The sequence below is a fragment of the uncultured Campylobacter sp. genome (genome assembly GCF_963517995.1).
Lineage (GTDB): Bacteria > Campylobacterota > Campylobacteria > Campylobacterales > Campylobacteraceae > Campylobacter_A.
On sequence record NZ_CAUQHQ010000004.1, the window covers coordinates 1 to 24,237 of the forward strand.

General features: G+C 45.1%; 24 protein-coding genes. 5 read left to right on the forward strand and 19 right to left on the reverse strand.

What is annotated here, in order from left to right; genetic code table 11:
- From RYL88_RS00870 to gltX, 6 genes are all read right to left on the reverse strand, one after another.
- Positions 1-182 (reverse strand): hypothetical protein (locus RYL88_RS00870; RefSeq protein ID WP_314988565.1); only part of this gene is annotated, 182 nt, incomplete at its 3' end.
- Positions 183-725: 543 nt separating this feature from the next.
- The gene (locus tag RYL88_RS00875) at positions 726-992 is read right to left on the reverse strand and encodes a barstar family protein (protein ID WP_314988566.1); all 267 of its coding nucleotides are present in this window, start codon (positions 990-992) and stop codon (positions 726-728) included.
- Positions 989-1,519: a ribonuclease domain-containing protein gene (locus RYL88_RS00880; protein ID WP_314988567.1), complete on the reverse strand. Its 531-nt coding sequence runs from the start codon at positions 1,517-1,519 to the stop codon at positions 989-991. The genes RYL88_RS00875 and RYL88_RS00880 overlap by 4 nt, the downstream gene beginning before the upstream one ends.
- A 243-nt stretch (positions 1,520-1,762) precedes the next feature.
- Entirely contained in the window at positions 1,763-2,422 is a 660-nt protein-coding gene (gene upp / locus RYL88_RS00885) for a uracil phosphoribosyltransferase (RefSeq protein WP_314988568.1), read from the reverse strand.
- Positions 2,423-2,793: 371 nt separating this feature from the next.
- Positions 2,794-4,047: a malic enzyme-like NAD(P)-binding protein gene (locus RYL88_RS00890; protein WP_314988569.1), complete on the reverse strand. Its 1,254-nt coding sequence runs from the start codon at positions 4,045-4,047 to the stop codon at positions 2,794-2,796.
- Positions 4,044-5,435, reverse strand: coding sequence for a glutamate--tRNA ligase (gene gltX / locus RYL88_RS00895; protein WP_314988570.1), 1,392 nt, complete (start codon positions 5,433-5,435; stop codon positions 4,044-4,046). Before gltX ends, RYL88_RS00890 begins: the two co-directional genes overlap by 4 nt.
- Before the next feature lie 87 nt (positions 5,436-5,522).
- Here gltX and RYL88_RS00900 point away from each other — a divergent pair, with 87 nt between their 5' ends.
- Together RYL88_RS00900 and RYL88_RS00905 are read left to right on the forward strand one after the other, a co-directional pair.
- Positions 5,523-6,359 carry a peptidylprolyl isomerase gene (locus tag RYL88_RS00900; RefSeq protein ID WP_314988571.1) on the forward strand — a complete coding sequence of 279 codons (837 nt, stop codon included), beginning with the start codon at positions 5,523-5,525 and terminating at the stop codon, positions 6,357-6,359.
- A 174-nt stretch (positions 6,360-6,533) separates the two neighbouring features.
- Positions 6,534-7,502, forward strand: coding sequence for a DUF3137 domain-containing protein (locus RYL88_RS00905; RefSeq protein WP_314988572.1), 969 nt, complete (start codon positions 6,534-6,536; stop codon positions 7,500-7,502).
- 622 nt (positions 7,503-8,124) lie between these two features.
- Here RYL88_RS00905 and RYL88_RS00910 read toward each other — a convergent pair.
- The 10 genes from RYL88_RS00910 to RYL88_RS00955 form a co-directional block, all read right to left on the reverse strand.
- The gene (locus RYL88_RS00910) at positions 8,125-9,456 is read right to left on the reverse strand and encodes an acetyl-CoA carboxylase biotin carboxylase subunit (protein ID WP_295143929.1); all 1,332 of its coding nucleotides are present in this window, start codon (positions 9,454-9,456) and stop codon (positions 8,125-8,127) included.
- Positions 9,456-9,908: an acetyl-CoA carboxylase biotin carboxyl carrier protein gene (gene accB / locus RYL88_RS00915; RefSeq protein WP_297966707.1), complete on the reverse strand. Its 453-nt coding sequence runs from the start codon at positions 9,906-9,908 to the stop codon at positions 9,456-9,458. The genes RYL88_RS00910 and accB overlap by 1 nt, the downstream gene beginning before the upstream one ends.
- 63 nt (positions 9,909-9,971) lie before the next feature.
- The gene (locus tag RYL88_RS00920; RefSeq protein ID WP_314988573.1) at positions 9,972-10,112 is read right to left on the reverse strand and encodes a hypothetical protein; all 141 of its coding nucleotides are present in this window, start codon (positions 10,110-10,112) and stop codon (positions 9,972-9,974) included.
- Complete coding sequence (cas1, locus tag RYL88_RS00925; protein ID WP_314988574.1) at positions 10,103-11,101, reverse strand: CRISPR-associated endonuclease Cas1; 999 nt, start codon at positions 11,099-11,101, stop codon at positions 10,103-10,105. The genes RYL88_RS00920 and cas1 overlap by 10 nt, the downstream gene beginning before the upstream one ends.
- A 70-nt stretch (positions 11,102-11,171) precedes the next feature.
- Positions 11,172-11,450: a CRISPR-associated endonuclease Cas2 gene (gene cas2 / locus RYL88_RS00930; protein WP_314988595.1), complete on the reverse strand. Its 279-nt coding sequence runs from the start codon at positions 11,448-11,450 to the stop codon at positions 11,172-11,174.
- Positions 11,451-11,455: 5 nt separating this feature from the next.
- Positions 11,456-11,956 carry a Dna2/Cas4 domain-containing protein gene (locus tag RYL88_RS00935; protein ID WP_314988575.1) on the reverse strand — a complete coding sequence of 167 codons (501 nt, stop codon included), beginning with the start codon at positions 11,954-11,956 and terminating at the stop codon, positions 11,456-11,458.
- Positions 11,956-14,193 carry a CRISPR-associated helicase Cas3' gene (gene cas3 / locus RYL88_RS00940; RefSeq protein ID WP_314988576.1) on the reverse strand — a complete coding sequence of 746 codons (2,238 nt, stop codon included), beginning with the start codon at positions 14,191-14,193 and terminating at the stop codon, positions 11,956-11,958. The genes RYL88_RS00935 and cas3 overlap by 1 nt, the downstream gene beginning before the upstream one ends.
- A complete protein-coding gene (cas5, locus tag RYL88_RS00945; protein ID WP_314988577.1) occupies positions 14,171-14,881 on the reverse strand; it encodes a CRISPR-associated protein Cas5 in 711 nt (236 codons plus the stop codon). The genes cas3 and cas5 overlap by 23 nt, the downstream gene beginning before the upstream one ends.
- 1 nt (position 14,882) lies before the next feature.
- Positions 14,883-15,824, reverse strand: a complete 942-nt coding sequence (gene cas7b, locus RYL88_RS00950; RefSeq protein ID WP_314988578.1) for a type I-B CRISPR-associated protein Cas7/Csh2 — start codon at positions 15,822-15,824, stop codon at positions 14,883-14,885.
- A gap of 14 nt (positions 15,825-15,838) precedes the next feature.
- Complete coding sequence (locus RYL88_RS00955; RefSeq protein WP_314988579.1) at positions 15,839-17,611, reverse strand: TM1802 family CRISPR-associated protein; 1,773 nt, start codon at positions 17,609-17,611, stop codon at positions 15,839-15,841.
- 429 nt (positions 17,612-18,040) lie between these two features.
- Here RYL88_RS00955 and RYL88_RS00960 point away from each other — a divergent pair, with 429 nt between their 5' ends.
- Positions 18,041-20,146, forward strand: a complete 2,106-nt coding sequence (locus RYL88_RS00960; RefSeq protein ID WP_314988580.1) for a ribonucleoside triphosphate reductase — start codon at positions 18,041-18,043, stop codon at positions 20,144-20,146.
- A gap of 135 nt (positions 20,147-20,281) precedes the next feature.
- Positions 20,282-21,637: an FAD-dependent oxidoreductase gene (locus RYL88_RS00965; RefSeq protein WP_314988581.1), complete on the forward strand. Its 1,356-nt coding sequence runs from the start codon at positions 20,282-20,284 to the stop codon at positions 21,635-21,637.
- On the opposite strand, the gene RYL88_RS00970 is transcribed toward RYL88_RS00965, so the two are convergent.
- The 3 genes from RYL88_RS00970 to RYL88_RS00980 all read right to left on the reverse strand — a co-directional run bounded on the left by RYL88_RS00970 (position 21,634) and on the right by RYL88_RS00980 (position 22,796).
- Positions 21,634-21,759: a hypothetical protein gene (locus RYL88_RS00970; protein ID WP_314988583.1), complete on the reverse strand. Its 126-nt coding sequence runs from the start codon at positions 21,757-21,759 to the stop codon at positions 21,634-21,636. The two genes, RYL88_RS00965 and RYL88_RS00970, sit on opposite strands and share 4 nt — an antisense overlap.
- 57 nt (positions 21,760-21,816) lie before the next feature.
- Positions 21,817-21,981 carry an HTH domain-containing protein gene (locus tag RYL88_RS00975; protein ID WP_314988584.1) on the reverse strand — a complete coding sequence of 55 codons (165 nt, stop codon included), beginning with the start codon at positions 21,979-21,981 and terminating at the stop codon, positions 21,817-21,819.
- 188 nt (positions 21,982-22,169) lie between these two features.
- Positions 22,170-22,796, reverse strand: coding sequence for a GNAT family N-acetyltransferase (locus RYL88_RS00980; protein ID WP_314988585.1), 627 nt, complete (start codon positions 22,794-22,796; stop codon positions 22,170-22,172).
- 214 nt (positions 22,797-23,010) lie between these two features.
- On the opposite strand from RYL88_RS00980, the gene murI reads away from it, so the two are divergent.
- Positions 23,011-23,991 carry a glutamate racemase gene (murI, locus tag RYL88_RS00985; RefSeq protein WP_314988586.1) on the forward strand — a complete coding sequence of 327 codons (981 nt, stop codon included), beginning with the start codon at positions 23,011-23,013 and terminating at the stop codon, positions 23,989-23,991.
- Positions 23,992-24,237: the final 246 nt, after the last annotated feature.

The following is a 24,237-nucleotide window of genomic DNA, read 5'->3' on the forward strand; positions in this document are numbered from 1 at the left end:
GCCATCGGCGCTATGAGGTCGTCGTTCATCGGCTGCCAGTCGTACTGCCTAGACATCTCGCGCAGAGGCTCTATGAGAGCCGGGTCCGGTATCTTTAGCGCTTTTAGCAGATGCTCGACCTCCAGATCGCCGCTTTTTTCCAGGCGGTGGAGCTTTTTTATAAATTTTTCTACTTCGGTCATATTTTTCCTTGGATTTGATTTGGCCGATTTTATATTATTTTGTCTAAATTTATACCACAAAGTCGCCTGCTAGGTCGGTATCAGAGCCGGATACGGTTTGCCCGGAGCAAAGGCGCGGGCCCGCCAAACGGATAAATTTACGCCGTTTTACCGCAGGCTAAATTTGCTTTTTTGCGCTTTTGTGCCCTAAAACTTACTTGCCGCTTTATGCCGTAAATATGGCGAAAAAACGTTAAATTTACGGCTATTTGGCGTTTAAATTCGCTTAATTTCGCATTTGGGTTTTGGCAAAATCGCAAACTAAAGCTTGACTCGGAGCTTTAAATTTAACGCCAGGCGGCGCATTTTGGGCTAAACTGTTTTTGTCTTTGCTTGGCGTCAGGCTTTGAGCGGTTTTTGCAGCGCGCCTATGCCCGACAAAAGGCGGGCGCTAGCGGCTAGAAGTTTGCGCCTAAAATGCCAAACGCAAACAAAATCACCATCTAGCGAGGTTAAATTTGGGTTTTTAAAAGACGAATTTGGTCGAAATTCGGCCAGAAAAAATCAAGATAAAATCTCAAATTTTACCCTCTCGTTTTCCTCTGCAAGGTCGGTAAAGACAGCGATCAGATCGTCAGCATATCCCCCTAGCGCGGCAAGAGAGGAGTGATTTTTTAGATTTATCTGCGTGGGTTCGTTTATCTCGCCGAGCGCGTCGTAAAGCGCGTCAAGGTTTTTTATCTCGGGGCCCAGGCTAAATTTTCGCGCCAGATACTCAAAGGCCGCCGTTTTCTCGCGCATTTTCGCGCCGTTTAGAGTTATGATTTTCACTGCCGCCTCCGCTCATAAAGTAGATAAAAGTTCTCGTAATGATCGGGCGTGTAGTAGATCAGCCCGTCGTTAGAAAACACGATACGCTCGGCTCCGCGCCGCCCTCCACGGTATCCGATATCGCACTCAAACCACTTGCGACCGTTAGCCTCTGGCAGCTTTTTTTCTCTGTTTGAAAAGCGGTCGCCGCCGATACTTTTTTTGTCCGTGACCTGCCACAGATTGCCGCTTTTAGCGTCCCATCCGAGCGCGAGAGCCTCTTTTTTGGTGATGAAGTTTCGCGGCAACCCGCCGAATCTATAAATATACGCCGCAACCTCGTCTTTTGAGGTATAGGCGCCGTCTTTTGCGACGTTTACGCTCGGCGCGGCGGCTATATTTTTCTCTGCGCCGCCGCCTCTAAATTCGCTTTGCGGCTGATTTTGACCGGGAGCGGCCGAGCTATCCGGGACGATAAATTTAAACAGCGCCGCGAGTAGCAAAACGGCCAGCGGCAAGATGACGTTTCTAATGAGTTGTTTGTTCAAAAAAGACCTTTTGGAATAAATTTGAAGTGCTTACTCCGGAGTTAAATTTACCGCCAATTTTTACGGACTAAGTCTAAATTTGACGATTTGGCGCCGTAAAGACGAGAGTAAATTTGCTCTCCCGTCAAACGCTTGCGTCAAATTTAGCGCGCTAGAAAGCTAAACTTGACCGCATAGATCGCATTCAAATTTGATAAATCCGCGGAAAAACGTAGGCTAAATTTAGCGCTCTAGAAGCTAAAATTAAAGCGTATTAAACACTCTGTCTCCCGCATCGCCAAGGCCCGGTACGATGTAGTTTTTTTCGTTTAGCTTCTCGTCGATCGCGGCGGTATAAACGCTCACGTCCGGATAAATCTTGCTAAATCTTTTTAGGCCCTCGGGCGCGGCGATAACGGAGATAAATTTGATCCGCTTTACACCTTTTTCGCGTAAAAATTTGACCGCGTCTATCGCCGTGCCGCCGGTAGCAAACATCGGATCGATGACGATAGCCACGCGCTCTCTAGCGTCTGCGGGCAGTTTAGCGTAGAAAAACTCGGCTTGCGCGGTCTTTTCGTTTCGCTGAAAGCCCAAAAATCCGACGCTGGCGTTTGGGATGATTTTAAAAACGCTCTCTAACATCCCCAGTGCGGCGCGCAAAATAGGGCAGATCATGACCTTCGTCGCTAGCTTTTTGGCCTGCGCCTGCGCGACGGGGGTTTGCACGCTCACGTCTTTTAGCGCCAGATCGCGCGTCGCCTCAAATATCATCAGGTGGCTGATCTCATCGACTAGCATCCTAAACTGAAAGGTCGGCGTCGAGGCATCTCGCAAGATAGCTAGCTTGTGCTCGATGAGCGGGTGAGAGACTAGGCGGACGTTTGGTAGCTCGGCGGCATCGGCGGCGGTGAAATTTTTCATAAAGATCCTTAAATTTAGCGGATAAAATTTAAAAAACGCTAGACTAGGGCTTTTTAAATTTTACCGTTTTGAGCCGTAAAATTCGCAAATCGCTCGTTTCGCGCGTAAGGCTTGCTCACGGCTAAGACGCTATGGGGCGAGCTAAATTTGGCTCTTAGTAGACGGGCTTGCGCACTTAGGGCTTTGGCTTGGAGCAAATCGGCGCGCGATTAAACAAGGCTAAATTTAGCTCGGCGAGTCGCTCTAAATTTTAGACTTTTTAGTAAAGCCAAAGCGCATAGCAAAATTAATAAATTTAGCGCAGGCTTAGCCTCGCTCGCCGCAGCCTTTAAAAGCTAAGAGCGGCGGGGCAAAGCGCCCCGCAAATTTAACTAAAATAACTTCGCCAGACTCGCTCTATACGCTTCTACGTCGAAATTTTTTACCCTAGCTACGCCGTCGTTAACCGCTGCTTGCGCTACCGCAGGAGCGACCGCCGTTAGGACGCGTTTGTCAAACGGTTTTGGTATGATGTAGTCTTTGCCGAATTTTAGCTCTTTTACGCCAAACGCCGCGCAAACCTCAGCAGGCACGGGCTCTTTAGCCAAATTTGCAAGCGCCCGCGCCGCAGCCATTTTCATATTTTCGGTGATCTTTTTAGCTCTGACGTCAAGCGCTCCGCGGAATATAAACGGAAAGCCAAGAACGTTATTTACTTGGTTTGGATAGTCGCTGCGGCCGGTACCCATCATCACGTCGTTTCGCACGCTAGCTACGTCTTCGGGGAAGATTTCCGGAGTCGGGTTAGCAAGCGCGAAAATAATCGGCTCGTCGTTCATCGACGCGACCATTTCTTTTGTCACGACGCCGGGCTTTGATAGACCTAGGAACATATCAGCGCCCTTCATCGCGTCCGCTAGTGTCCTATCTGCGGTTTCAAGGGCGAATTCGACCTTTTCCGGAGTTAGATCGGTGCGGCCTTTATGGATCACGCCTTTGCTATCTACCATCACGATGTGTTTTGCACCAAGCGCTTTATACATCTTCGCGCATGCGATGCCAGCCGCGCCCGCGCCGCTAACTACGATTTTGATTTTTGAGATGTCTTTGCCTGAAATCTCCATCGCGTTTATTATGCCTGCGCTTGTTATCATCGCCGTGCCGTGCTGATCGTCGTGCATGACCGGGATATCGACTGCTTCTTGTAGTTTGCGCTCGATCTCAAAGCACTTCGGAGCGCGGATATCTTCTAAATTTATACCGCCGAAAGTCGGAGCTAGAGCCTTGCAGATCTCTACGATCTTATCTGGATCATGCTCGTCTAGCTCGATATCAAAGGCGTCTACGTTTGCAAATTTTTTAAACAAAACCGCCTTGCCCTCCATCACGGGTTTGCCCGCTACCGCGCCGATATCGCCTAGGCCTAGCACGGCCGTACCGTCGGTGATGACGGCTACTAAATTTGCTTTGTTGGTGTATTTGTAGGCTAGTTCGTTGTCGGCCTCGATCTGCTTGCACGGTACCGCAACGCCCGGCGTATAGGCCATAGATAGGTCTCTTGCCGTAGCGCACGGGGTTTTTACTTTTATCTCTATCTTTCCGCCCTCGTGATACGCGAGCGCCTCTTCGTTAGTTACGTGTGTCATTTATTCTCCTTTAAAATATTTTTTATTCTTTTTTTCGTCTCGTCCGCGCCCAAAACTTCGAGCACCTCAAATATCCCCGGGCTTACGCTATTTCCCGTTAGCGCGACGCGAAGCGCCTGAGCTAGGTCTTTTAGCTTTAAGCCGTTTGCTTCTAAAAATTTAGCCATCATCTCCTCGTAGCCTTTGGCGTCTAAATTTTCGCCTAAAATTTCAGCAAATTTAGCCAAATTTTCCTTACTTTGGGGCGTGATAAATTTAGCATACGCTTTCTCGTCGTATGCGCTTGGAGCATTTATGATCGTCCTTGCGCTTTGGCTCATTTCAACTAGCGTTTTTGAGCGTTCGCGCAATGAATTTAACAGCACCTCGCCCTTTGGCATAGCTTTAAAATCTATCTCAAATTCAAGCATCTCGCTTGCCAGTCTCTCGTACGGCAAAGTCTTGATATAGTGGGCGTTTAGCCACTCTAGCTTGCTTGCGTTATAGGTGCTTGAGCTCTTGTTTATATCGTGCGGATCGAAGTACTTTAGCATATCGTCCATGCCGAAAATTTCGTCGTTTCCGTGGCTCCAGCCTAGGCGCACAAGAAAATTTAAAAGGGCTTCAGGCAGATAACCCATGCGCTTATACTCCATCACGTCGGTCGCGCCGTGGCGTTTGCTTAGCTTGCTGCCGTCTTCGCCGTTTATCATCGCGACGTGGTAAAATTTCGGCGCTTTAAAGCCTAGAGCGTCGTAGAGCACGATTTGTTTCGGGGTATTTGAGAGGTGATCGTCGCCGCGGATGACGTCGGTTACGCCCATCAGCGCGTCGTCTATCACGACCGTGAAGTTATAGGTCGGCGTGCCGTCGCTACGCGCGATGATAAAATCATCCAAGATATCCTCGACTCTAAATTTGACCTCGCCTTTGATGCCGTCGTCGATCACGATCTCGCCGCTTAGAGGCGCTTTGATACGGATGACGGGATCGATCCCAGCAGGCGGAGTACCCGTAAATTCGCGGTAGCGATTGTCGTATTTGGGCCTTTCTTTTCTGGCTTCTTGCTCGGCGCGCAGAGCGTCTAGCTCGTCTTTGCTCATGTAGCATTTATAGGCTTTGCCCTCGGCTAGCAGCTTTTCTACGTACTCTTTATAAACGTCAAATCTACGCGACTGATACGTCACCTCGCCGTCGTGATCCAGCCCGCACCAGGCAAAGGCCTCTTTTATCGCTTGCACGGCTTCTTCGGAGTTGCGTTTTAGGTCGGTATCTTCGATGCGCAGCAGAAATTTCCCGCCGTTTTTGCGCGCGTAGAGATAGTTATATAGCGCGGTTCTTAGTCCGCCGATGTGCAAGTAGCCCGTCGGGGATGGCGCAAATCTGGTTACTATTTTTGGATTTTGCATTAAATTTTACCTTTATAGCTTGCGCTTAAATTTAAAATGTTATAATGCTCAAATTATATTTACTTTAGACTTAAACAAAGGTTTTATATGTTAAAAAAGATCTCGTTTGCCGCGTTTTTACTCAGTTTTTGTCTGGCTAACGCTAGCCAGATATCAAACGGCATCGCCGCCATTATCGAAAACGAACCCATCACGATAAACGAACTACGCAAAGCCGCCGCACAGCTAAAAACGGATGAGACGACCGCTCTAAATTTACTGATCCGCGATAGGCTAGAAACCGCGCAGATCAAAAATCTAAAAATCGAAGCTAGCGACTACGAAGTAAATCAAAGGCTAGAAAAAATAGCAAACGACAGCGGTATGAACGTAGCAGGCCTTCGCTCCGCCGTAACGTCAAAAGGCGGAGATTACGCGCAGTTTAAGGACGACGTCGCAAAAAGCATAAAGCAAGAAAAGCTATATCAAAGCATATTTTCCGAGGCTAAAATCAACATTTCAGAAAACGCCGCTAGAGCGTATTTTGAGCAAAATCCTAGCGCATTTGCCCGTTTTAGCGATATTAGCGTGACTAGATACGTAGCCCCGTCGGCTGATTTTTTGGAGGTCGCTAGAAAAAGCTCCCCGATGAACACCAACCACAGCGTGCATATGGACGTGCTGGATCTAAAAAGCGAGCAAATACCGCCGCAGCTAAGAGAGATATTTCAGCAGACCGCAGACGGCACTTTCACGCAGATTTTTCAGACTCCGGAGGGCTTTGAGATGTTTTACGTATCGGCTAAAAAAGGGCAGGTCGTACCGTCTTTTGACGAGGTAAAAAACGAGGCTATGAACGCGGTTTACAGACTAGAACAAGAGCGCGTCATCGGCGAATACTTCAACAAACTCCTCGCAAAAGCTAACGTCAAACATCTGCGCTAAACTCAAATTTAAGCGCAAAATTTAAGCTGATTTGATTCGGCTTAAATTTATTTTCGGCCGAGTTTGATCTACTTTTATCTAAAATTTAGCCGCTTACTCGCCCAAGCCCGCACTCTTACGGCGTAAATTTCGCTAAAATTCGCTCTAAACATAAAATCCCAAAAGAGGTAAAATTTGAACATAAACGAAGCGATAGAGGCAACCGCAAAAAAGCAAAAAGAGTGCAGGCGCGCGTTTGTAAAGTATCTATTTTTAGGGGTTTTGTTTATAGCTGTCGTGCCCGTGGGCGGTGCATTCGCCGTAAAGTATCTCTTGGATAGCGACCTTGCTTCGCTATTTTTCATCATTATCTATATTCCGTTTTTTCTCGTCGCGCTAGTTACGAACGGGGGCCGAGTAATCGACGCTCCAGAGGATTACAAAGCGTTTTATAAAGACGTTTTCGTCCGCGCCGCCATCCGCGAAGTTGGTCCAAATTTTAACTACGATCCAAATGCTGGTATCAGCCGTAAAGAATTTCGCAGGATCGGCATCTATTCGCCCGATGAGTTTCGCGCCGAAGACCTAATTAGCGGAACGTATAATGGCGTCAAATTTAGCCTCAGCGAAGCGATCGATATCCCAAACGACGCGAAGTTAAATTTCGGCGACTCGGCGGCGCTAAATTTGCTATCCGCGATAGTTTTTGCCTGGGAGACGATGAAAGATATGCAAGCCTTTAGCGGCTCGGTTTTGGTCTGCGAGTTTTACAAGAAATTTAACGGTCAAACGATAGTGGCGAGCCGCACGCTAAATACTAAATTTTTAGGCGAAAAAGAGCAGATGGACGATACTCTTTTTAACGATGAATTTAGAGTTTTTACGAAAGACAAGGTCGAAGCAAGGTATCTTTTGATGCCCGCGTTTATGGCGCGCTTGCGCGAGCTAAAGATAAAATACGCCTCGCAGATGGGCGTGAGCGCTGCGTTTATGGACGATAAATTTTACCTATTTTTAAATGGAGCGAAAAATAGATTTGAAACTACGCTGTTTTCGCCGCCGCCTAGCCTTGAGGACGCCGCGCTGATAAAAAAGGAAATTTCAGAGCTTTTATCTATCATAGACGAGTTAAATTTAGGCCTTGATATTTTTAAGCTAGGATAAAATTTAGGCTTTTAATTTAGTCGCCGCAAAATCTAAATTTAGACTAAAAGCGGCGTTTTACCGCAAGCCTTTGAAAAAACGGCCGTAAATTGCCTGTTTTGCCTAAATCGCCGCGCCGATTTTTTCTCGAATTTATTTTAGGCGCGGCGGGGCAAAAGCTAGGCAAAATCATACGGATTTTTGCGGCGCCGTTTTGCCATGGATAAAGTAATGCCGATAACCGAATTTGCGTTTTTAGGGTTTGGCGGATTTGCGGCTAAATTTAAAACTTAAAATCGCTTTAAAGCTTATGCGTCAAATTCCGCCCGCTAAAACGATTTTAGAAGGCGCGAGATAAATTTGGTTATCTCTCGGCGGGTCGCCCGGCAAACTCTAAATTTAGCATAAATGAAATTGGATTGATTTTAAGTCGCCGATTTTGTCGGGATAAATTTGATTTTGCTTGGCATCGCCGCGGTAAGCACCGTAAAGTTTATAAATAAGCGTAACGGCAATTTGTCTATCTGCCCCCAAAACGTCTCAGTCTGTTTTTAAATAAAGCGAATTTGGGTCAGGTTTACCTAGCCCGCAGCCTTTTGGCTGCTAGGCAAGGTAAAAATACGTATCCGTCCGGCCCGTAAATTTAATGGCGGGAGAGGTAGTTGGTATCGTAGTTGTTTTCGATGAAATCGCGATTTTCCATCATCGCTATATGAAAGTCTCGCGTGGTTTTGATGCCGCTTATGACGAGCTGCTCTAGCGCGACTTTCATTTTGCGTATCGCGCGGTTGCGGTCGGTATCCCAGACGATGAGTTTGCCGATCATACTGTCGTAGTACGGCGGGATCGAGTAGTCCTGATAGATGTGGCTATCCATACGCACGTTTCGGCCGCCGGGGCAGACGTATTTGGTTATCTTACCGGGACTTGGCGTAAACGTATTTGGATCCTCGGCCGTGATGCGGCACTCGATGGCGTGGCCTTTTAGCGTGATGCTCTCTTGCGGCGGTAGCGCCTCGCCCTGGGCTACTTTTATCATTAGCTCGATGATGTCTAGGCCGCTTACCATCTCGCTCACGCAGTGCTCGACTTGCAGGCGCGTGTTCATCTCGATGAAGTAAAAATCCAAATTTTTATCGACTAAAAACTCAAACGTTCCCGCACCCTCGTAACCGATAGCTTTTGCCGCTTTTATCGCGGTTTCGTGTAGCCTCTCTCGCGTCGCTTCGTCTAGTAGTATTGCAGGGCTTTCTTCGATCAGTTTTTGGTGGCGGCGCTGCATAGAGCAGTCGCGCTCGCCGATATGCAGGACGTTGCCGTGGCTATCGCCGATGATCTGAACCTCGATGTGGCGCGGGTTTAGGATGTATTTTTCCATATACATCGTCCCATCGCCAAACGCGCTCATCGCCTCGCTCTCGGCCGACCAAAACGCCTTTTCGATATCCTCCTCGCGCTCGACCACGCGCATGCCGCGCCCGCCGCCGCCGGCTGCTGCTTTTAGGATGACCGGATAGCCGATTTTTTTAGCTAGCTCTTTAGCCGCTTTGGTGTCGGCTACCGCGCCGTCAGAGCCAGGGATCACGGGAACGCCCGCGCGCTGCATAACTTGCTTTGCTTTGCTTTTATCGCTCATCAGCGCCATCGCGGCTACGCTAGGACCGATAAATTTTAACTTGTGATGCGAGCAAATTTCGACGAAATTTTGATTTTCGCTTAAAAATCCGTAGCCCGGAAATATCGCGTCGGCTTCACTGATTTCGGCCGCGCTAATGATTGCGGGGATATTTAGGTAGCTGTCGCTTGAGCGCTCCTTGCCGATGCAAATCGCCACGTCGGCGTATTTGACGTAGAGCGCGTCTTTATCGGCCGTGGAGTAGACCACGACTGCTTCTTTGCCCATTTCCTTTATCGTTCGCAAGGCTCGCAGCGCGATTTCGCCGCGATTTGCGATCAAAATTCTTTTTATTTCCATCAAATTTTCTCCACACCAAATAGCGGCAAGCCAAACTCGACCGGCTGACCGTCGGAAACGAGCAGTTCGGTGATCTGGCAGTCAAATTCGGCCTCGATCTCGTTCATGATCTTCATCGCTTCTATGATGCCTACGACGTCGCCTTTTCTCACGCGCTGGCCTACTTTGACAAACGGCGCCGCGCCGGGGCTCGGAGCTGTGTAGAAAGTACCTACCATAGGCGATTTTATGCTGTCTTTTGGAGAATTAGCAGGAGCTTTGACCTCTGAGTTTACCACCACGTTTACCGGAGTCGGAGTCGGGGCAGGAGCCTGGATGACTGGCTTTGGCAGCTCGCAGCAGTCGGCGAATTTTTCAAGCTCGACCTCAAAATCCCCGCTTTTTATCTTTATGCGGTTCATATCCATGTCGTTAAAAAACTCGATCAGCTCTTTTATGTCTTCTTTTTTCATAGAAATTTCTCCTAAATTTTTGTAGATTTTAAAAATTCTAATTGTAGCAAAAAATTGATAAATTTAGGCATTTTTTAGGTTTTTGAGCGGCCTTGATGCGCTTAAATCGTCAAAGCTAGTTTGATTTTGATTAAATTTAACCAAAATATCTAAGCTAAATTTAGCTTGCCTAAATTTATCGCCATGTCTTAAGCCTAGCCCCAAACCAGCCCCTCGTAAGGCGCATCTTCGCAGATACATTTTTTGATCTGATTAGCCTCGCGGCGGATCACTTGCCGCCACGTGAGATTTTGCCCGCCAAGCGAGATCGTTTCGCCAAGCCTTGCGATCATTTTTAGCTCGATCTTTTGCACAGCGTCGTTGCTAAATTTTATCCGTCCCGCGTCGGTTTGAAAGTCTTTTGCAGTGATCTCCTTTTTATTTAGCATACTAAAAATCAGCGTATCGCCTAAAATCGGCTTAAAAATCTCGGCAAGATCGAGGTGTAGGCTCAGGGCGCGGTAGTTTGGCTCGTGCAAAAAGCCGATGCGCGGATCAAGCTCGGTTTTGTAAATTTCGCTGAGACAGATGTTATAAATGCGCGTATTTACGTAGCTTATGAAACTGTTGATTTTATCGGCGGGCGGGCGCTTGGAACGGACGGTAAATTTAAAGCTTTTTTGATCCGCGATTATCTCATTCCACTTTTCGTAGTAGAGCTTTTGAAACGCCCCTTCCACCGCCATTATCGCAGGCACGTCCGCAGCGGCATTTAGCGCCTCTATATGGGGCGAGACGTCAAATTTCACGCCGTGCCTTTTGCAGTTTGCCGCGTCGTTTAGGATGTGCGCGCGAGTGATTTCGCGGGCGATGTAGGCGCGTTTAAGCGGATCGTCAAAGGCGCGAACCTGATTTAGCAGCACAAAGCCGCTTTTATTGACCGAGTTTGAGGTATTTGGATAAAAATTACCACGAAAGCTCTGATACGGGCTAAAAACGTGCAAAAGGACGTTATTATCGGCCAAAAACGCCATAGTGTAGGTGTCGATCTGCACTTTTGCCAGCACGTAAATTTCATCGATCGCGTTTATCGGCAAAATTTTACTAGCGACGACCGCGCCCGCATCGTCAAATTTATCAAAATAGATATTGTTATCTTGCCTGCGAAGCCTGCCTGCGCTCAAAATAAAATGCGTCCTGTCGCTTTTTTGCATCTTTTTTCCTTAAAATTTAGCTGGGATTTCAAGAGCTGCTGCCAAATTCGGCAAATTTACGCGAGCAAATTTAGCTAAACAGCGCGCCGTTTTTGTCCTGCCCGATTACGATACGTTTGGAGTATTTCAGCGAATTAAACGTGTAAATCACGATAGAATCAAGCTCGCTAGCGCACTCTTTTTGCAAAATCGCGGTTAGTTTTTTAAAATCGCTCTCGCGAATCTCGCCTTCAAAAACGGAAAACTGCACGCGCGGCAAAAACTTCTCGACCGCCTTTCTGATGCGGTTTGCGTTGTTTTTCTCTTTTTGTTCGGCGCCGGCGATGTCGTAAAATAAAATCACATACATTAAATTTAACTCACGCAATATCCGCTATAAGCGCAGTTTGCGCAAAATTTTCCCTGCGTAAATTTCGGCGGTCGCTCTAGATTTACGAGTGCCGTTATCTCGCTTAAAATTTGCTGGGTTAAAGCGAAATTTTCGCTACTATCCTCCACCAAAATCACCTTTTTACCGCTGATTAGTTTGCCTTTTACCTCTTTTAAATTTAAACCCGTTTTTAAAAGATAGACGTAAAAAAGTAGCTGCATCTTGCCCGCAAGCTCGTTTTTTAGGCTCTTTTTATATTCAGTTATGAGGTAATGTCCGCGCTGCTTGGAAAGTTTGTCAAATTTCAAATTACAAAATGCAAAGTCCTGTAAATCGCTCTCTTTGATCTCCGCTAGCGCCTTGCCCATCAGCACGTTTTCATCCTCCTGATCGGCGTGGATATGATGCGCGTAAAGCCACGCCTCGCGCTTACAGGTAACGTAATAATTCACAAGCGTGCCGGTGATTTGGTCTTTGCAAAACATTAGTCGAATACCTCGTCTGTGATATCCAAATTCGTATCTTTTTTGAGCCCGTAATCCGTGCTATAAAAATAAGACGAGCCAAACGGTAGATAAAACATATCTTTTAGCCCGCGTATTTGCCTTAAATTCGGTAATAAATTCTCTTTATCTTTAAACGTTACGTTTATGCTAAATTTCGATAACTTTCTGATGTGATTTTTTAAAATATCTCGTATCGTGAATTCGTTATTTTGACTATTTTTAATTTCAAGAATTTTAGCTTCAAAATCCTTAATGAAATTTTCTTTAGCTTCGATTATTAGCGTTTGTTTGCAGTTATCATCCATAACCTTTTTGACATCCTCGTTAATGCCCTCAAACTCAAGCTTTTTTATTCTCTTTCCTATGTCGCTTTCATCCGTATCTTGTTCCAGCTGAGCGCTAACTTTTTGAAAAAATGAATTTGAAATTTCTAAAATTTCGCTCTCTCGCACCTCTCTTTGCCTAAAATCCTCCAAAATAGTTCCGCTTACTTTATACAAATCGCCGTAAATTAAATTTGTAAATTTACTTATTTCGGGAAAGACGTATAATTCGCCCCTGATTTTTCCAAAATGCCTATTTACGCGGCCTGCGGTCTGTATGATCGAGCTAATAGGCGAGACTTCGCGAAATCCCGCGTCAAAGTCAAGATCCACTCCCGCTTCGATAGACTGCGTGGAAATTAGTAAAATTTTACTCGCAAGCGGATCGTCTTTATTTGTATTTATTGCGCGCTTTACCGCCTCGATAGTAGCGCGTTTGTGATCATCATACATATATCCGTTTAAGCAAAAGCAGCTAAATTTATCTCTTAGTTTTACGAACAGATCCTGCGCTTTTTTGATCGTATTTACGACGACGAGGGTATTTTTGTCCCTTGCGGTCTCGCAAATTTTCTCCAAAAGCCCCTCTTCGCCGCCTATATCAAGCCATTTTATAACGTATCTATCCTGCTTTGAAAAATACTCTAAATTTGAAATTTCTTTAAAATTTTCGCTTTTAATAACCGGCATCGTCGCCGACATAAATATAAAAATAGTGCCGAGCCGCTGCGAAATGATCTCGCAAAGCAGGATAAAATCTTTTCTAAAATTATACGGGATCGCTTGGGCCTCGTCGATGATAACGACGCTATTTTTGAGCTGGTTAAATTTGACGTTGTCTTTGTTTTTATTGCCAAATAGCGCAAATATCAGCTGATAAAGCGTAGTTACGTTTATCTCGCCGCTAAAAGATTCCATCAAAAATTTAATCTTAGAATACCTATCCTCCTCGGTTAGATTTTCTTCGCCTATCGTCGTTTTGTGGTGAGCTTTGCTAACAGAAATATCGTTATTTTTATAAATTTTTGCGATAATATCGTAGGTCTGATCGATTATCGAAGTAAAAGGAAGCGCATAAATTATGCGAGATTTGTTAAATTTCAAGGCAAAATTTAGAGCGGTCAAGGTCTTGCCGTAGCCGGTCGGCGCAGTCAAAGTAAAAAGTTTGTAATTTTCGTCAAAGTTGTTTAAAACAAAATTTCTAAATGTATCTCGCTTATTTGGTTTTTCGTCGCCCGATTTTTCCGCTAATTTTGAAATATGTTTTTCTAGCTCACAAAGCGGAATTTGCTTATTTTCTTGCCTTGGCTCATTAAAGATAGCCTCAAATTTATCGCTATAAACCAAATTTGAATATAAGCTTTTAAAATCTATGAAATCTTTATACGTAAAATTGCGATAAATTAATCGGCAAGAAAACATTTGAAGGCTCGTAGCTTTCTTTAAAAACTCTTCTTTGCTAGTGGATAATCTAGAATAAATCTTGATATTTTTAGCGGCGCCAGCTACTTCGTCCCAGTATTCTAGCTCTTTTGAATTTTCAAAATTATCGCCCAAGAATTTGTTATCTTCGCGCACTAATCTATCTAAATTTAATACGTCGCTATGGTGCGAAACGATGGTAAAAAAGCCAAATAGAGTCGGTATTTCATCAAATTTTGAGTTTAGCAAGAAAAAATATGCCGATAGAAATGAGTGGTTTTTATCCAGCTTATCGTTTGAGGTATCTCTGATGTAAATTTGAAAATTATTCTTCAGTTTTGCGATGTCGTGATAGAGTTTAACCTGCTTATCTAGCTCATCGTCATCAGGCGAGATCATATTTTTTATATGATTTTCTAAAAGTTTATTTGGATGAGACCAAAACTCATCAAATAAAATAGGCTCTTTCATCGTTTATCTGATATATATTTCCGCGATTTTTAGATTTTATAGATTCTTTGCCGTTTATCTCCATTACAAAGTCTTTAAAATCTTTAAAAATTCGTCTATTTTCGCAGTCGCAAGGCATTCTAGCCGTAGTCAATTTCGCATTTTCATTTATACCGTCAAAAATAAAATCATCCATAAGCGTAAATGTATCTATAAAGCTTTCATCTTGCGGTATTTTTTCGCATATTTTTATATCGATCCAACTAAAATCTGCTATACAAAAGTTTATCCCAAGATACGGCGTAAAGGCGGTTTTATGCTCTTTTAAATTTGAAATTATCTTATCCTGGTAGCCTTGCTCTAAATTTTCTAAATTTAAAAATACGACATAAGACGGCGAGCAGATGAGCTCTCTATAAAACTGCTTTTTCTCCTTTGCGTTTTGATAGCCTTCCTCTATATGCATATTGCTTGAGAGGGCAAATTTTATGCCGTTAAAAACAAAACTCTTTTTTAAAATTTGCCTATCTATTTTTACGCTGTATCTGATACCTGATAGCTTAAAATATTCTTCTTCGCCTATAACGGCACCTAAAAAACCCATTATAGCGGTCTTTGGCGGCACCGGATAGGTTAGGCTAGAATAAATCGTCGCCGGATGCGAGAAATGAGCGTAATCGCCGAACAATCTAAAAGCAATAATGCTCATTTTATGCCTCTATCTTTTTCCAGCTACTGTCAAAATTTTCTTTATTTATCGCTTCAAAATCATAATCGCTCATATACTCTATTTTTTCTATATTTGGGGCATATCTCGCGAGTTTATTTTTTAAATTCGTAAAGTCGATAGCGTATTCGTTGATACTTCTTATCGCTCTATCTTCTTTTTCGCTTTTTAGGCTTATGCTATTGTTTAGATCGCCCGCAAACGTATCGTCCTTATACGTGATGATTAGCATAAACCTTGGAGTCTGGCCGATTTTGGAGCGAGTCGTTAAATTTTTAGTTCCGTGCCACAAGGCTTTTAAAATTTTAGCTTCATCGGCCTCATTAAAGCCCGTTTTTGCCGCATTATAATTATCGATAATGCCGTAAGTAGCAAAAATAGCGTATCTTAAAAATTTTTCCTCTCTAAAAGTCGCTTGATCTTTTTGTTTTTTTGACTCGCTTGGATCGTAATCGCTAGCAAAAGCACCGGTTCCCTTAACATACTCTATTTCGACCTTGTTTAGGGATTTGCTTAATCTAAACTGCACCGGCCCCGTAAACTGAATGCCGGCGGTTCTTATCTCCTTATCTTGCTTCATTTCGTCTTTATCCGAAATCGGCAATACGCCGCCGAATGCGCGAATATCGACAAATTTAGACAGAATTTCTTTTTGCAGTTCGCTTTTGCTTTGTCTTATGTTTATGCTTTGTCTGATCGCTGTTTTAGCGTCCAACAGGGCATCCTCTATCCTGTACTCTTTTATAAAAATCGACGCCTCGTCTTTTTTCATAATCTCGTCCCTGATAGTTCTTTTTATGCGAACGTCCGTTACTTCGGCTATGCCGGTTTCATCATCGCACCTTGGAGCGTTATCCCTTAGCATATCGCCGTTTGGATTCCAATTCTCTCCGTCCCATAAAAAAAGTATCTCTTTTTTCTGCATCTTATTCTCCTTAATTATTTCGTTTTATCTTTTAAAAATTTACGATAATCGCTTCCGCCCATAGCAAAAGCAAGCGTAACGTATGAGCTTTTGGCCGTTTTTCCAGCCCTTTTTTCAAAAAATGTTTGCGGTAAAATTTCTATCAAACACTCTTTTATGTTTTCAATATTAGAATTCGGTTTGTTGGAAGCGCCTTTTAACCTTCTAATCATCTCGTCGCATTTAGTCCAAATTCGCTCCAAACTTTCTTTATTTATCGAGCCGTAGTTATCAAGCCAGTTGCTAAACGATACGCCACCATTAACGCCGAGCTGCCAGTTTATCAGGGCTGCGCTTAGCATACCGAGCAAATAAGCGCTAATAAGCGCATCGTTTTGATTTAAGAACTCGCTACTCTTGATTAGCTCTTTAATCAGCTCCTTTTTATCGGTTAAATTTTCCAAATCACACTCCTTTTGAAATACTAGTTTTTTATTTAGCACGTCGATCTCGTTAAAAAAATTCTGATATTTTTTAATAACATCAATCGTTCTTTTCCTGTAAAAATCGTTAAAATACTTACTCCACTCTAATTTATCCGCATAGTCCCTATTGACGCTACCGTAATAAATCAAATCGCTATATCTCTCTATCATAATCTCTAAATCAAATTTATTTCTCGACAGTAAAAAACTCATTACGTCTAGTCTATCTTCAAATAAATTTTGTAGATATATCGTCTCGTCGGTTCCGCTGTTTTTTTCATAGAAAGCTTTAATATCAAAATTGCCCATTAAATTTGAAATTTTAGAGATAAAAGAGGGCAAAACGTCATCTATCGCAAGCTTTAAATCGATAGCAGAATTACTTTGCGTATAGAATAAAATCGTATTTAAAACAGGCAAATTTTCCTGTTTTTTAGCGGCGATTTCGAGATAATCATCTATGCTAAATTTTATAACCTTTTCAGCTATTTGAATGCTTTTTATATCATTCTTTGAGGTTTCTTCTAGTATTTTGATAATCTCTTCTAAATTTACCGACTTGCCTAAAATCGTCGGCAAAATCGCCATTTTCATACCGTAAAAATTGTGCGATAGCTTATCTTTTATCGCTTTAAAGCCGTTTTCTACCTTTTTTGCGCTAACGGCGTTTAGCGGCAGGAGTTTTGATTTGATAAATTGCATATTAGCGGGCATCTCATTTACCGAGCAAAACGCTAAATTTGCATCGCCGCCTATACCTTTTTCATTTGTTAAAATATCGTATCCATAGGAGGATTTTTGCTCTTTTACGCTGATATGATTTTCAAAAATTTGTTTAAAATAGGCAGAAACGGGCTTGCCCTTGTATGAGAGCGAGAAAAAAGTAGCGACTTTTTTGCCTTTTTCCTTTTTTATCTCATCAAGGCCTTTGATCTCATCTATAATATCGGCAAAATATTCTTCATTTATACTAGGCAACATGGACAAAATAGCGTCTTTTTCTATATCGCTCGGCTCAAAACACGAGAGCAAATTTGAAACCGATCTCAAAATGCCTTTTATAAATTTAGCTTCGTCTTTATTTACTTCTTTGGATAAAAATTGAGAATTTGGAAAAAGATTACCGGAATTTGCGCCTACGCCAAATCTACATATTATTAGGCAGTCTTTACTTATGTTTAAATTCGGTTCTATTTGCTTGGTTTCTATGTCGCAGAGATACGCTTTGATCGCATCGTATTTGTAGGCTTCGTTTTTGAGACGCTTTTCGTCTTTTTGATATATTTCGCCTATGTCGGCGAAAATTTTAACTATATCGCCCAAAATATTTTCCTTTTAAATATTTACGTGAATTATATTACTATTTTTATTGAAAGTCTACATATTCACGGAAATTATGCTAAAAATTTCTTCTTTTGTAAGAAATAAGTATAATATATTTTAAGAATAAGGTTCCCCGTTGGGATTTTAAACTATTGTTTTAGATATAGTTAAGCCTTATTCTTTAAATTATACCTTAAACACGCGTATTTATTAGTAGCAAATTTTAGTAATAATTATCATATCTTACTAAGACTAAAATTTAAGTATTATGCAGTAATGTGTCCTAAAATACGCTCTTTAAACACAATAAAAAACTAAAAAATGACATTTTTAAAATGCCCGGAGCGCAAATTTCGGTCACTAAATTTTAAGCCAACTTTGCCTATACTTTCGTCAAATTTACCACCAAAATTTAACGTAAGGAATGAAATGAAATTTATCCTAAAACGCGACGGCACGAAGCAAGAATACCTCCCGTATAAAATCCAAGACGCGATCAAAAAAGCCTTTGAAAGCGAGTCCAAAGAGTACGACGACAAGGTCTTTTTAGACGTTATGAGCCACGTGTTTGACAGCGAAGTTTTGAGCGTCGAGGACGTGCAAGACTATATCGAAAAGGCGCTTTTTAACGCGGGACACTTCGATGTGATGAAGAGCTTTATGCTCTACCGACACACGCACAAGCTTCAGCGCGAGCAAATTTTAGGACTAAACGAAGACACCACCTACATCAACTCCACCCAAACCATCAGCGAGTACATCAACGGCACCGACTGGCGAATTCTCGCCAACTCAAACACCAGCTACTCAAACGCAGGCCTCATCAACAACACCGCAGGCAAGGTCATCGCCAACTACTGGCTAGATAAGGTGTATAGCAAAGAAGAGGGCCTCGCGCACCGAAACGGCGACTATCACATCCACGATCTTGACTGCCTCACGGGCTACTGCGCGGGCTGGAGCCTAAGAGCGCTTTTAAACGAGGGCTTTAACGGCGTGCGCGGCAGGGTTGAGAGCAAAGCGCCAAAGCACTTCCGAGAAGCGCTTTATCAGATGGCAAATTTCTTAGGAATTTTACAAAGCGAGTGGGCGGGCGCGCAGGCGTTTAGCAGCTTTGACACCTATCTTGCGCCTTACGTTTTCCGCGACAAGCTAAGCGATAAAGAGATCAAAAAAGCGATAACTAGCTTTATCTTTAACCTAAACGTGCCTGCTCGCTGGGGCCAGAGTCCGTTTACCAACGTAACGATCGACATCACTTGCCCGAGCGATCTGCGCGATCAGATACCTACGCGCGAGGATAGGCATATATTTAGCGATTTAGAGGACGCAGAGCTAGCGCAGGAGGCCGTCAAGCGCGGGTTTGGTAAGCTAACGGATATGACCTACCGTGCCTTTGAGCCAGAGATGAACCGTATAGATAAGGCCTTTTACGAGATCATGACCGAGGGCGACAAGTGCTCGCAGCCATTTACTTTCCCGATACCTACCGTAAATATCACCGAGGACTTCGACTGGGACAGCGAGGTGGCGAAGGTGCTTTTTGAAAACACGGCAAAAATGGGCTCGAGCTACTTTCAAAATTTCGTCGGCAGCCAGTACACGACCGATGAAAACGGTAACCGCGTCGCAAACGAAAAGGCCTATAAACCCGGCCACGTGCGCTCGATGTGCTGCCGCTTGCAGCTTGATTTACGCGAGCTGCTAAAGCGCGGCGGAGGGCTGTTCGGTAGTGCGGAGATGACCGGCAGTATCGGCGTCGTGACGATAAATTTAGCTCGCCTGGGCTATCTATATAAAGGCGATAAAAAAGGGCTTTATACGCGCCTTGAGTATCTGCTAAATTTAGCCAAATCCACGCTAGAAAAAAAGCGCAAATTTATCCAGGAGATGTACGAACGCGGCTTGTATCCGTACACCGCGCGCTATCTAAAACACTTTAACAACCACTTTAGCACCATCGGCATCAACGGCATGAACGAGCTTTTGCGAAATTTCACGAACGACAAGGAAAATATCGCGACCGATTTCGGGCGAGAGTTTGCGATCGAGATGATAGAGTTTTTACGCGGTAAAATTCGCGAGTTTCAAGAGAGTACCGGCAACCTTTATAACCTCGAAGCTACGCCTGCCGAGGGCACTACGTATCGCTTCGCCAAAGAGGATAAAAAGCGATATCCCGATATCATCCAAGCAGGATTTGGCGAAAATATCTATTATACCAACTCCACGCAGCTACCGGCAAATTTCACCGACGACGCGTTCGAGGCGCTCGATCTGCAGGACGAACTGCAAAGCTCCTACACGGGCGGCACGGTGCTGCACCTGTACATGAAGGAGCGCATCAGCTCGGCGCAGGCTTGCAAAGATCTCGTACGCGGCGTGGTAAATAACTATAAGCTACCGTATATCACGATAACGCCGGTCTTTAGCGTCTGCGCCAAGCACGGCTACATCAGCGGCGAGCACGAATACTGCCCAAAATGCGACGAGGAGCTTTTGGCGGAGTTTAAAGCGCAAAATGGCGCGAAATAGCGTAAATTTAGGCGGCGAATTTAGCTTTTAAATTTGCCGCCGCTAGCCTATGCTGCCGCATTTTTTAAAACCCGCCAAACTCAATCAAATTTAAGCATTTTTAGGCAAAATACGCCAAAAATTTACGGAGCTTTTATGAAAAGACATTACGAAGTAGCCGTCGTCGGAGGTGGAATTTCGGGCTGTGCGTTATTTTATCAGCTTGCACGCTACGCGGACGTAAAAAGCCTCGCGCTTTTTGAAAAATACGAAGACTTAGCGACGCTAAATTCGCGCGGAGAATGCAACTCGCAGACGATCCACTGCGGCGATATAGAAACGAACTACGATTTTGAAAAAGCCAAAAAGGTAAGCGTCGCTGCGCGCATGGTCGTAAAATACGCGCTGATGCACGGCTACGCGGGCGAGTTTATGTTCTCGCACCAAAAGATGGTTCTAGGTGTAGGCGAGGAGGAGAGTGCGGCTTTGCGCGAGAGATTTAGTAAATTTCGTGAAATTTATCCGTATCTGCGGCTTTTTGAGAAAGACGAGCTAAAAAGCCTTGAGCCAAACGTCGTTTTAAACGCCGATAAAAGCGGCGACAGAAGCGAAGAGATCGTGGCGATGGGCGTGCAAAGCGGCGAATACACGACGATTGATTTCGGGCGCGCGGCTAAGAGCTTCGTAAAAAACGCCTGCGACGCTGCATCTAAAGAAAACCGAGAAGCGGACGTGTTTTTAAGCTGCGAGATAGAGCGGATAGTCCGCGCTAGCGACGGCTTTTGCCTCACGGCTAAAGACGGGCGCGAATTTAGCGCGAACTACGTCGTAGTCGATGCAGGCGCGCATTCGCTGTTTTTGGCGCACAAGATGGGTTATGGGCTTGATTACAGCTGTTTGCCAGTCGCTGGGAGCTTTTATATGAGCGATAAACGCCTGCTAAAGGGCAAGGTCTATATGGTGCAAAATCCAAAGCTGCCTTTTGCCGCGCTACACGGCGACGCCGATATCCTAGCGGACGGGCGCACGAGGTTTGGTCCCACCGCCCTACTGATGCCAAAGCTAGAGCGATACCGCGGAAGCGCGACGTTTTGGGACTTTTTAAAGACGCTGAGGTTTGACGGTAGGGTGGCTAGGTCGATGTTTGAGCTACTTTGCGATAGCGAGATTAGAAATTATCTATTTAAAAATTTCGCCTACGAGATCCCCTGTATAAATCGCCGCCTATTCGTCAAAGCGGCGCGAAAGATAGTGCCTTCGCTAGCCTACGAAGACGTGAGATACGCGCGAAATTTCGGCGGAGTGCGCCCGCAGGTTCTGGATAAAACAAGCGGGCGTTTGATGCTGGGAGAAGCGGGTATAAACACCGGCGAAGGCATTAGCTTTAACATGACGCCAAGCCCCGGAGCTACTAGCTGCATGGCTAACGCGCTTCGCGACGCGCGCGAGGTTTGCGCCTTTTTGGGAAGGAAATTTAACGAAGATAAATTTGCGGCCGAGCTTTTGGATTAGTTTAAATTTTTACCCAGTATCGTTAGGCTTTCCGGTTTGCCGCACATATCGCAGACTTCGGGCAGTTCGCCCCAGCGCGTAAAGCCGAATTTCCGCAAGCTTCTAGCTTTGCGGAAAAACATTTTAACTCAAACGTCCTAGATTGGCGCTTTGCTCTTATTTGACGTCCGCCGAATTTACTATACCGAGTAATAGCACCTCTTTGGCGAGTTTATTTTGCCCTCGTCTTTTAGGGCTTTTATCGCTTTTTCGACCTCTTTTTTGTCTGCGTTTAGCGCCTGGGCGATCTCGCCGGCCTTCATCGGCTCCGAGCTTGCCAGTAGTTTTAGGATTTTCTCTTTCATTTTTTCTCCTTTTGGGTTAAATTTGCAGCTATTGTAGCAAATGCGGCTTTAAAAATACGCGTACCGCCGGGAAACGTCAATTTTATGCCGCCAGAGCAAAAATCGCGCTCAAATTTGGCCGCACGGCGCTGCTAAAATTTAAAATTCGGCTAAAATCCAGCGCCTATTTTTGTACCGAATTTTAAAATTTACCCCAATTTTTTGCCCAGTATCGTTAGGCTCTCGAGTTTGCCGCCCATATCGCAGACTTCGGGCAGCTCGCCCCAGTGCGTAAAGCCAAATTTCGCAAATAAATTTAGGCTAGCGACGTTGCTAGAAAATATCAGCGCGATGATGTTTTTGACGCCGAATTTGGGCGCGCGCTCAAGCATAAAATTTACTAGCCGTCCGCCTAGTCCTTTGCCGCGAGCGCTCGGTGCGACGTAGACGCTGATCTCGGCCGTGATGCGGTAGCCCTCGCGCGGATGATAGTCGCTGAGGCTGCCCCAGGCCAAGATTTCGCCTTTTTGGTTTGCGGCGTCTATCTTTTGCGCGCCGAAATTTTTGCCGTTTGAGCCAAATTTTCTCTCGCAATCAGCTTTACCGTCTTTGCCCGTCAAATTTTCCTCGCAGATCTCGCGCAGCACGTATATCGGGCGATTTGCCGCCTCGTGCGCGTCAAACCACGCTTCGCGCTCCTCTATGCTAACCGGATGTAGCGCGGCCGTGGCGTTTTGCTCCAAAATGCTCGCGTTATAAATGCGCGTGATGGCGGCCAGATCGACCTTAATGGCGCGAGAAATTTCGTATTTTGCGTCGGCTGGATTTTCTTGCATCTTTAGCCCTTTTGTTAGATTTAACCTATTTTACGCCAAATTTGATTAAAAACAGCAACCTGGATGTCAAATTTAAACTGAAAGCAGTCCCGAATTTTAGCGCCGTAAAGGTGCTAGTCTAGCCGCCGCAAAAAGGCAAAATTTGTGTCCGAAGGCGAAATTACCGCAAATTTGAGTTATAATCTATTTTTAAATTTAACTTTGGATTAAAGATTTGAAAATAGCGTTTTTTGACTCGGGTATCGGCGGGCTGAGCGTGCTTGCCGAGGCTCTGCGGCGGTTTAGCGGGGCGGAGTTTTTGTATTTTGCCGACGAGGATCACGTCCCCTACGGCACGAAAAGTAGGGCCCAGATCGTGCGGCTGAGCCTTGATGCGGTCGGGTTTTTGGTCTCGCGCGGCGCGGAGGCTATCGTCGTTGCTTGCAACACCGCCACGAGCGCGGCCATCTCGGAGCTTCGCGGCGCATTTGGCGTGCCCGTTATCGGTATGGAGCCCGCCGTCAAGCTAGCCGCCGATAGCTTCGGCGCGCGCCCGACGCTGCTCATCGCCACGCCGCTAACGATCGCGGGCGAGAAGCTCGCGCGCCTCGTGGGGCGGCTAGAGTGCGAGACGTGGAGTCTGCCGCTGCCTCGCCTCGTGGAGTTTGCGCAAGATTTGGAGTTTGACTCGCCTGCGGTTCGGGCGTATCTGAGCGAGGAGCTAGCTAAATTTGAGCTTGAGCGCCTCGGTTCGCTCGTGCTTGGTTGCACGCATTTTAACTATTTTAAGGACGTTTTGCGCGAAATTTTGCCGTCTCACGTGCGCATCATCGACGGTATAGACGGCACGCTAAACCGCCTTGCAAGCAAGCTTGGCGGGCGGCTAAAGCTTGCTAGCGGCGAGGATTTGCTCTCGCAAGCGGCTAAATTTAACGATGATGGCGACGTAAAATTTGATACTAATTCATCGGTGCAAGCCCACAAATTTGGCGCGGAAGGACGAGGCGCGAGCAGCGAGCAGGGCGCAGAAGGGGGCAACGAAAGCTGTGTCGGCAAAAACAATGCAGCAGGGCGCAGCGAGAGCGGCGGCAAAATTTACTATCCAAACGGCAACAGCGTGGAGTATTTTTATTCAAAAAGAGCGCTAGATGCGGCGCAACTTGAGCGGATAGGGATATTTTTAAAGCGGCTTGATGCGATGCGCGAGATTAACTAACGCCGTACCTGCCGTGTGCCGTTTTGTGTAAGTAAAAGCGCGGTAAAAAGCAGGCTTGCGCGCAAATTTGATGCGGGAGGCGATATAAATCGGCGTCAAAAGCTACCTTAAATTTACTACAAAAACATCTAACCCAAAATCCATAAAAATCAAGTGCGGTTAAATTTGCCGCTTTAAAGCAAATCAAAAACTGCAGCTAAAGCGGTAAATTTAAAATCTAATCGTTTAAATTTAGCATTCGGCGGA

Excerpts from the sequence above, each read along its gene's own strand:
- upp (WP_314988568.1), bottom strand. The coding sequence starts at position 2,422 with ATGAAAAATTTCACCGCCGCCGATGCCGCCGAGCTACCAAACGTCCGC.
- RYL88_RS00890 (WP_314988569.1), bottom strand. The coding sequence starts at position 4,047 with ATGACACACGTAACTAACGAAGAGGCGCTCGCGTATCACGAGGGCGGA.
- gltX (WP_314988570.1), bottom strand. The coding sequence starts at position 5,435 with ATGCAAAATCCAAAAATAGTAACCAGATTTGCGCCATCCCCGACGGGC.
- RYL88_RS00900 (WP_314988571.1), top strand. The coding sequence starts at position 5,523 with ATGTTAAAAAAGATCTCGTTTGCCGCGTTTTTACTCAGTTTTTGTCTG.
- RYL88_RS00910 (WP_295143929.1), bottom strand. The coding sequence starts at position 9,456 with ATGGAAATAAAAAGAATTTTGATCGCAAATCGCGGCGAAATCGCGCTG.
- accB (WP_297966707.1), bottom strand. The coding sequence starts at position 9,908 with ATGAAAAAAGAAGACATAAAAGAGCTGATCGAGTTTTTTAACGACATG.
- cas1 (WP_314988574.1), bottom strand. The coding sequence starts at position 11,101 with ATGCAAAAAAGCGACAGGACGCATTTTATTTTGAGCGCAGGCAGGCTT.
- cas2 (WP_314988595.1), bottom strand. The coding sequence starts at position 11,450 with ATGTATGTGATTTTATTTTACGACATCGCCGGCGCCGAACAAAAAGAG.
- RYL88_RS00935 (WP_314988575.1), bottom strand. The coding sequence starts at position 11,956 with ATGTTTTGCAAAGACCAAATCACCGGCACGCTTGTGAATTATTACGTT.
- cas3 (WP_314988576.1), bottom strand. The coding sequence starts at position 14,193 with ATGAAAGAGCCTATTTTATTTGATGAGTTTTGGTCTCATCCAAATAAA.
- cas5 (WP_314988577.1), bottom strand. The coding sequence starts at position 14,881 with ATGAGCATTATTGCTTTTAGATTGTTCGGCGATTACGCTCATTTCTCG.
- cas7b (WP_314988578.1), bottom strand. The coding sequence starts at position 15,824 with ATGCAGAAAAAAGAGATACTTTTTTTATGGGACGGAGAGAATTGGAAT.
- RYL88_RS00960 (WP_314988580.1), top strand. The coding sequence starts at position 18,041 with ATGAAATTTATCCTAAAACGCGACGGCACGAAGCAAGAATACCTCCCG.
- RYL88_RS00965 (WP_314988581.1), top strand. The coding sequence starts at position 20,282 with ATGAAAAGACATTACGAAGTAGCCGTCGTCGGAGGTGGAATTTCGGGC.
- RYL88_RS00970 (WP_314988583.1), bottom strand. The coding sequence starts at position 21,759 with ATGTTTTTCCGCAAAGCTAGAAGCTTGCGGAAATTCGGCTTTACGCGC.
- RYL88_RS00975 (WP_314988584.1), bottom strand. The coding sequence starts at position 21,981 with ATGAAAGAGAAAATCCTAAAACTACTGGCAAGCTCGGAGCCGATGAAG.
- RYL88_RS00980 (WP_314988585.1), bottom strand. The coding sequence starts at position 22,796 with ATGCAAGAAAATCCAGCCGACGCAAAATACGAAATTTCTCGCGCCATT.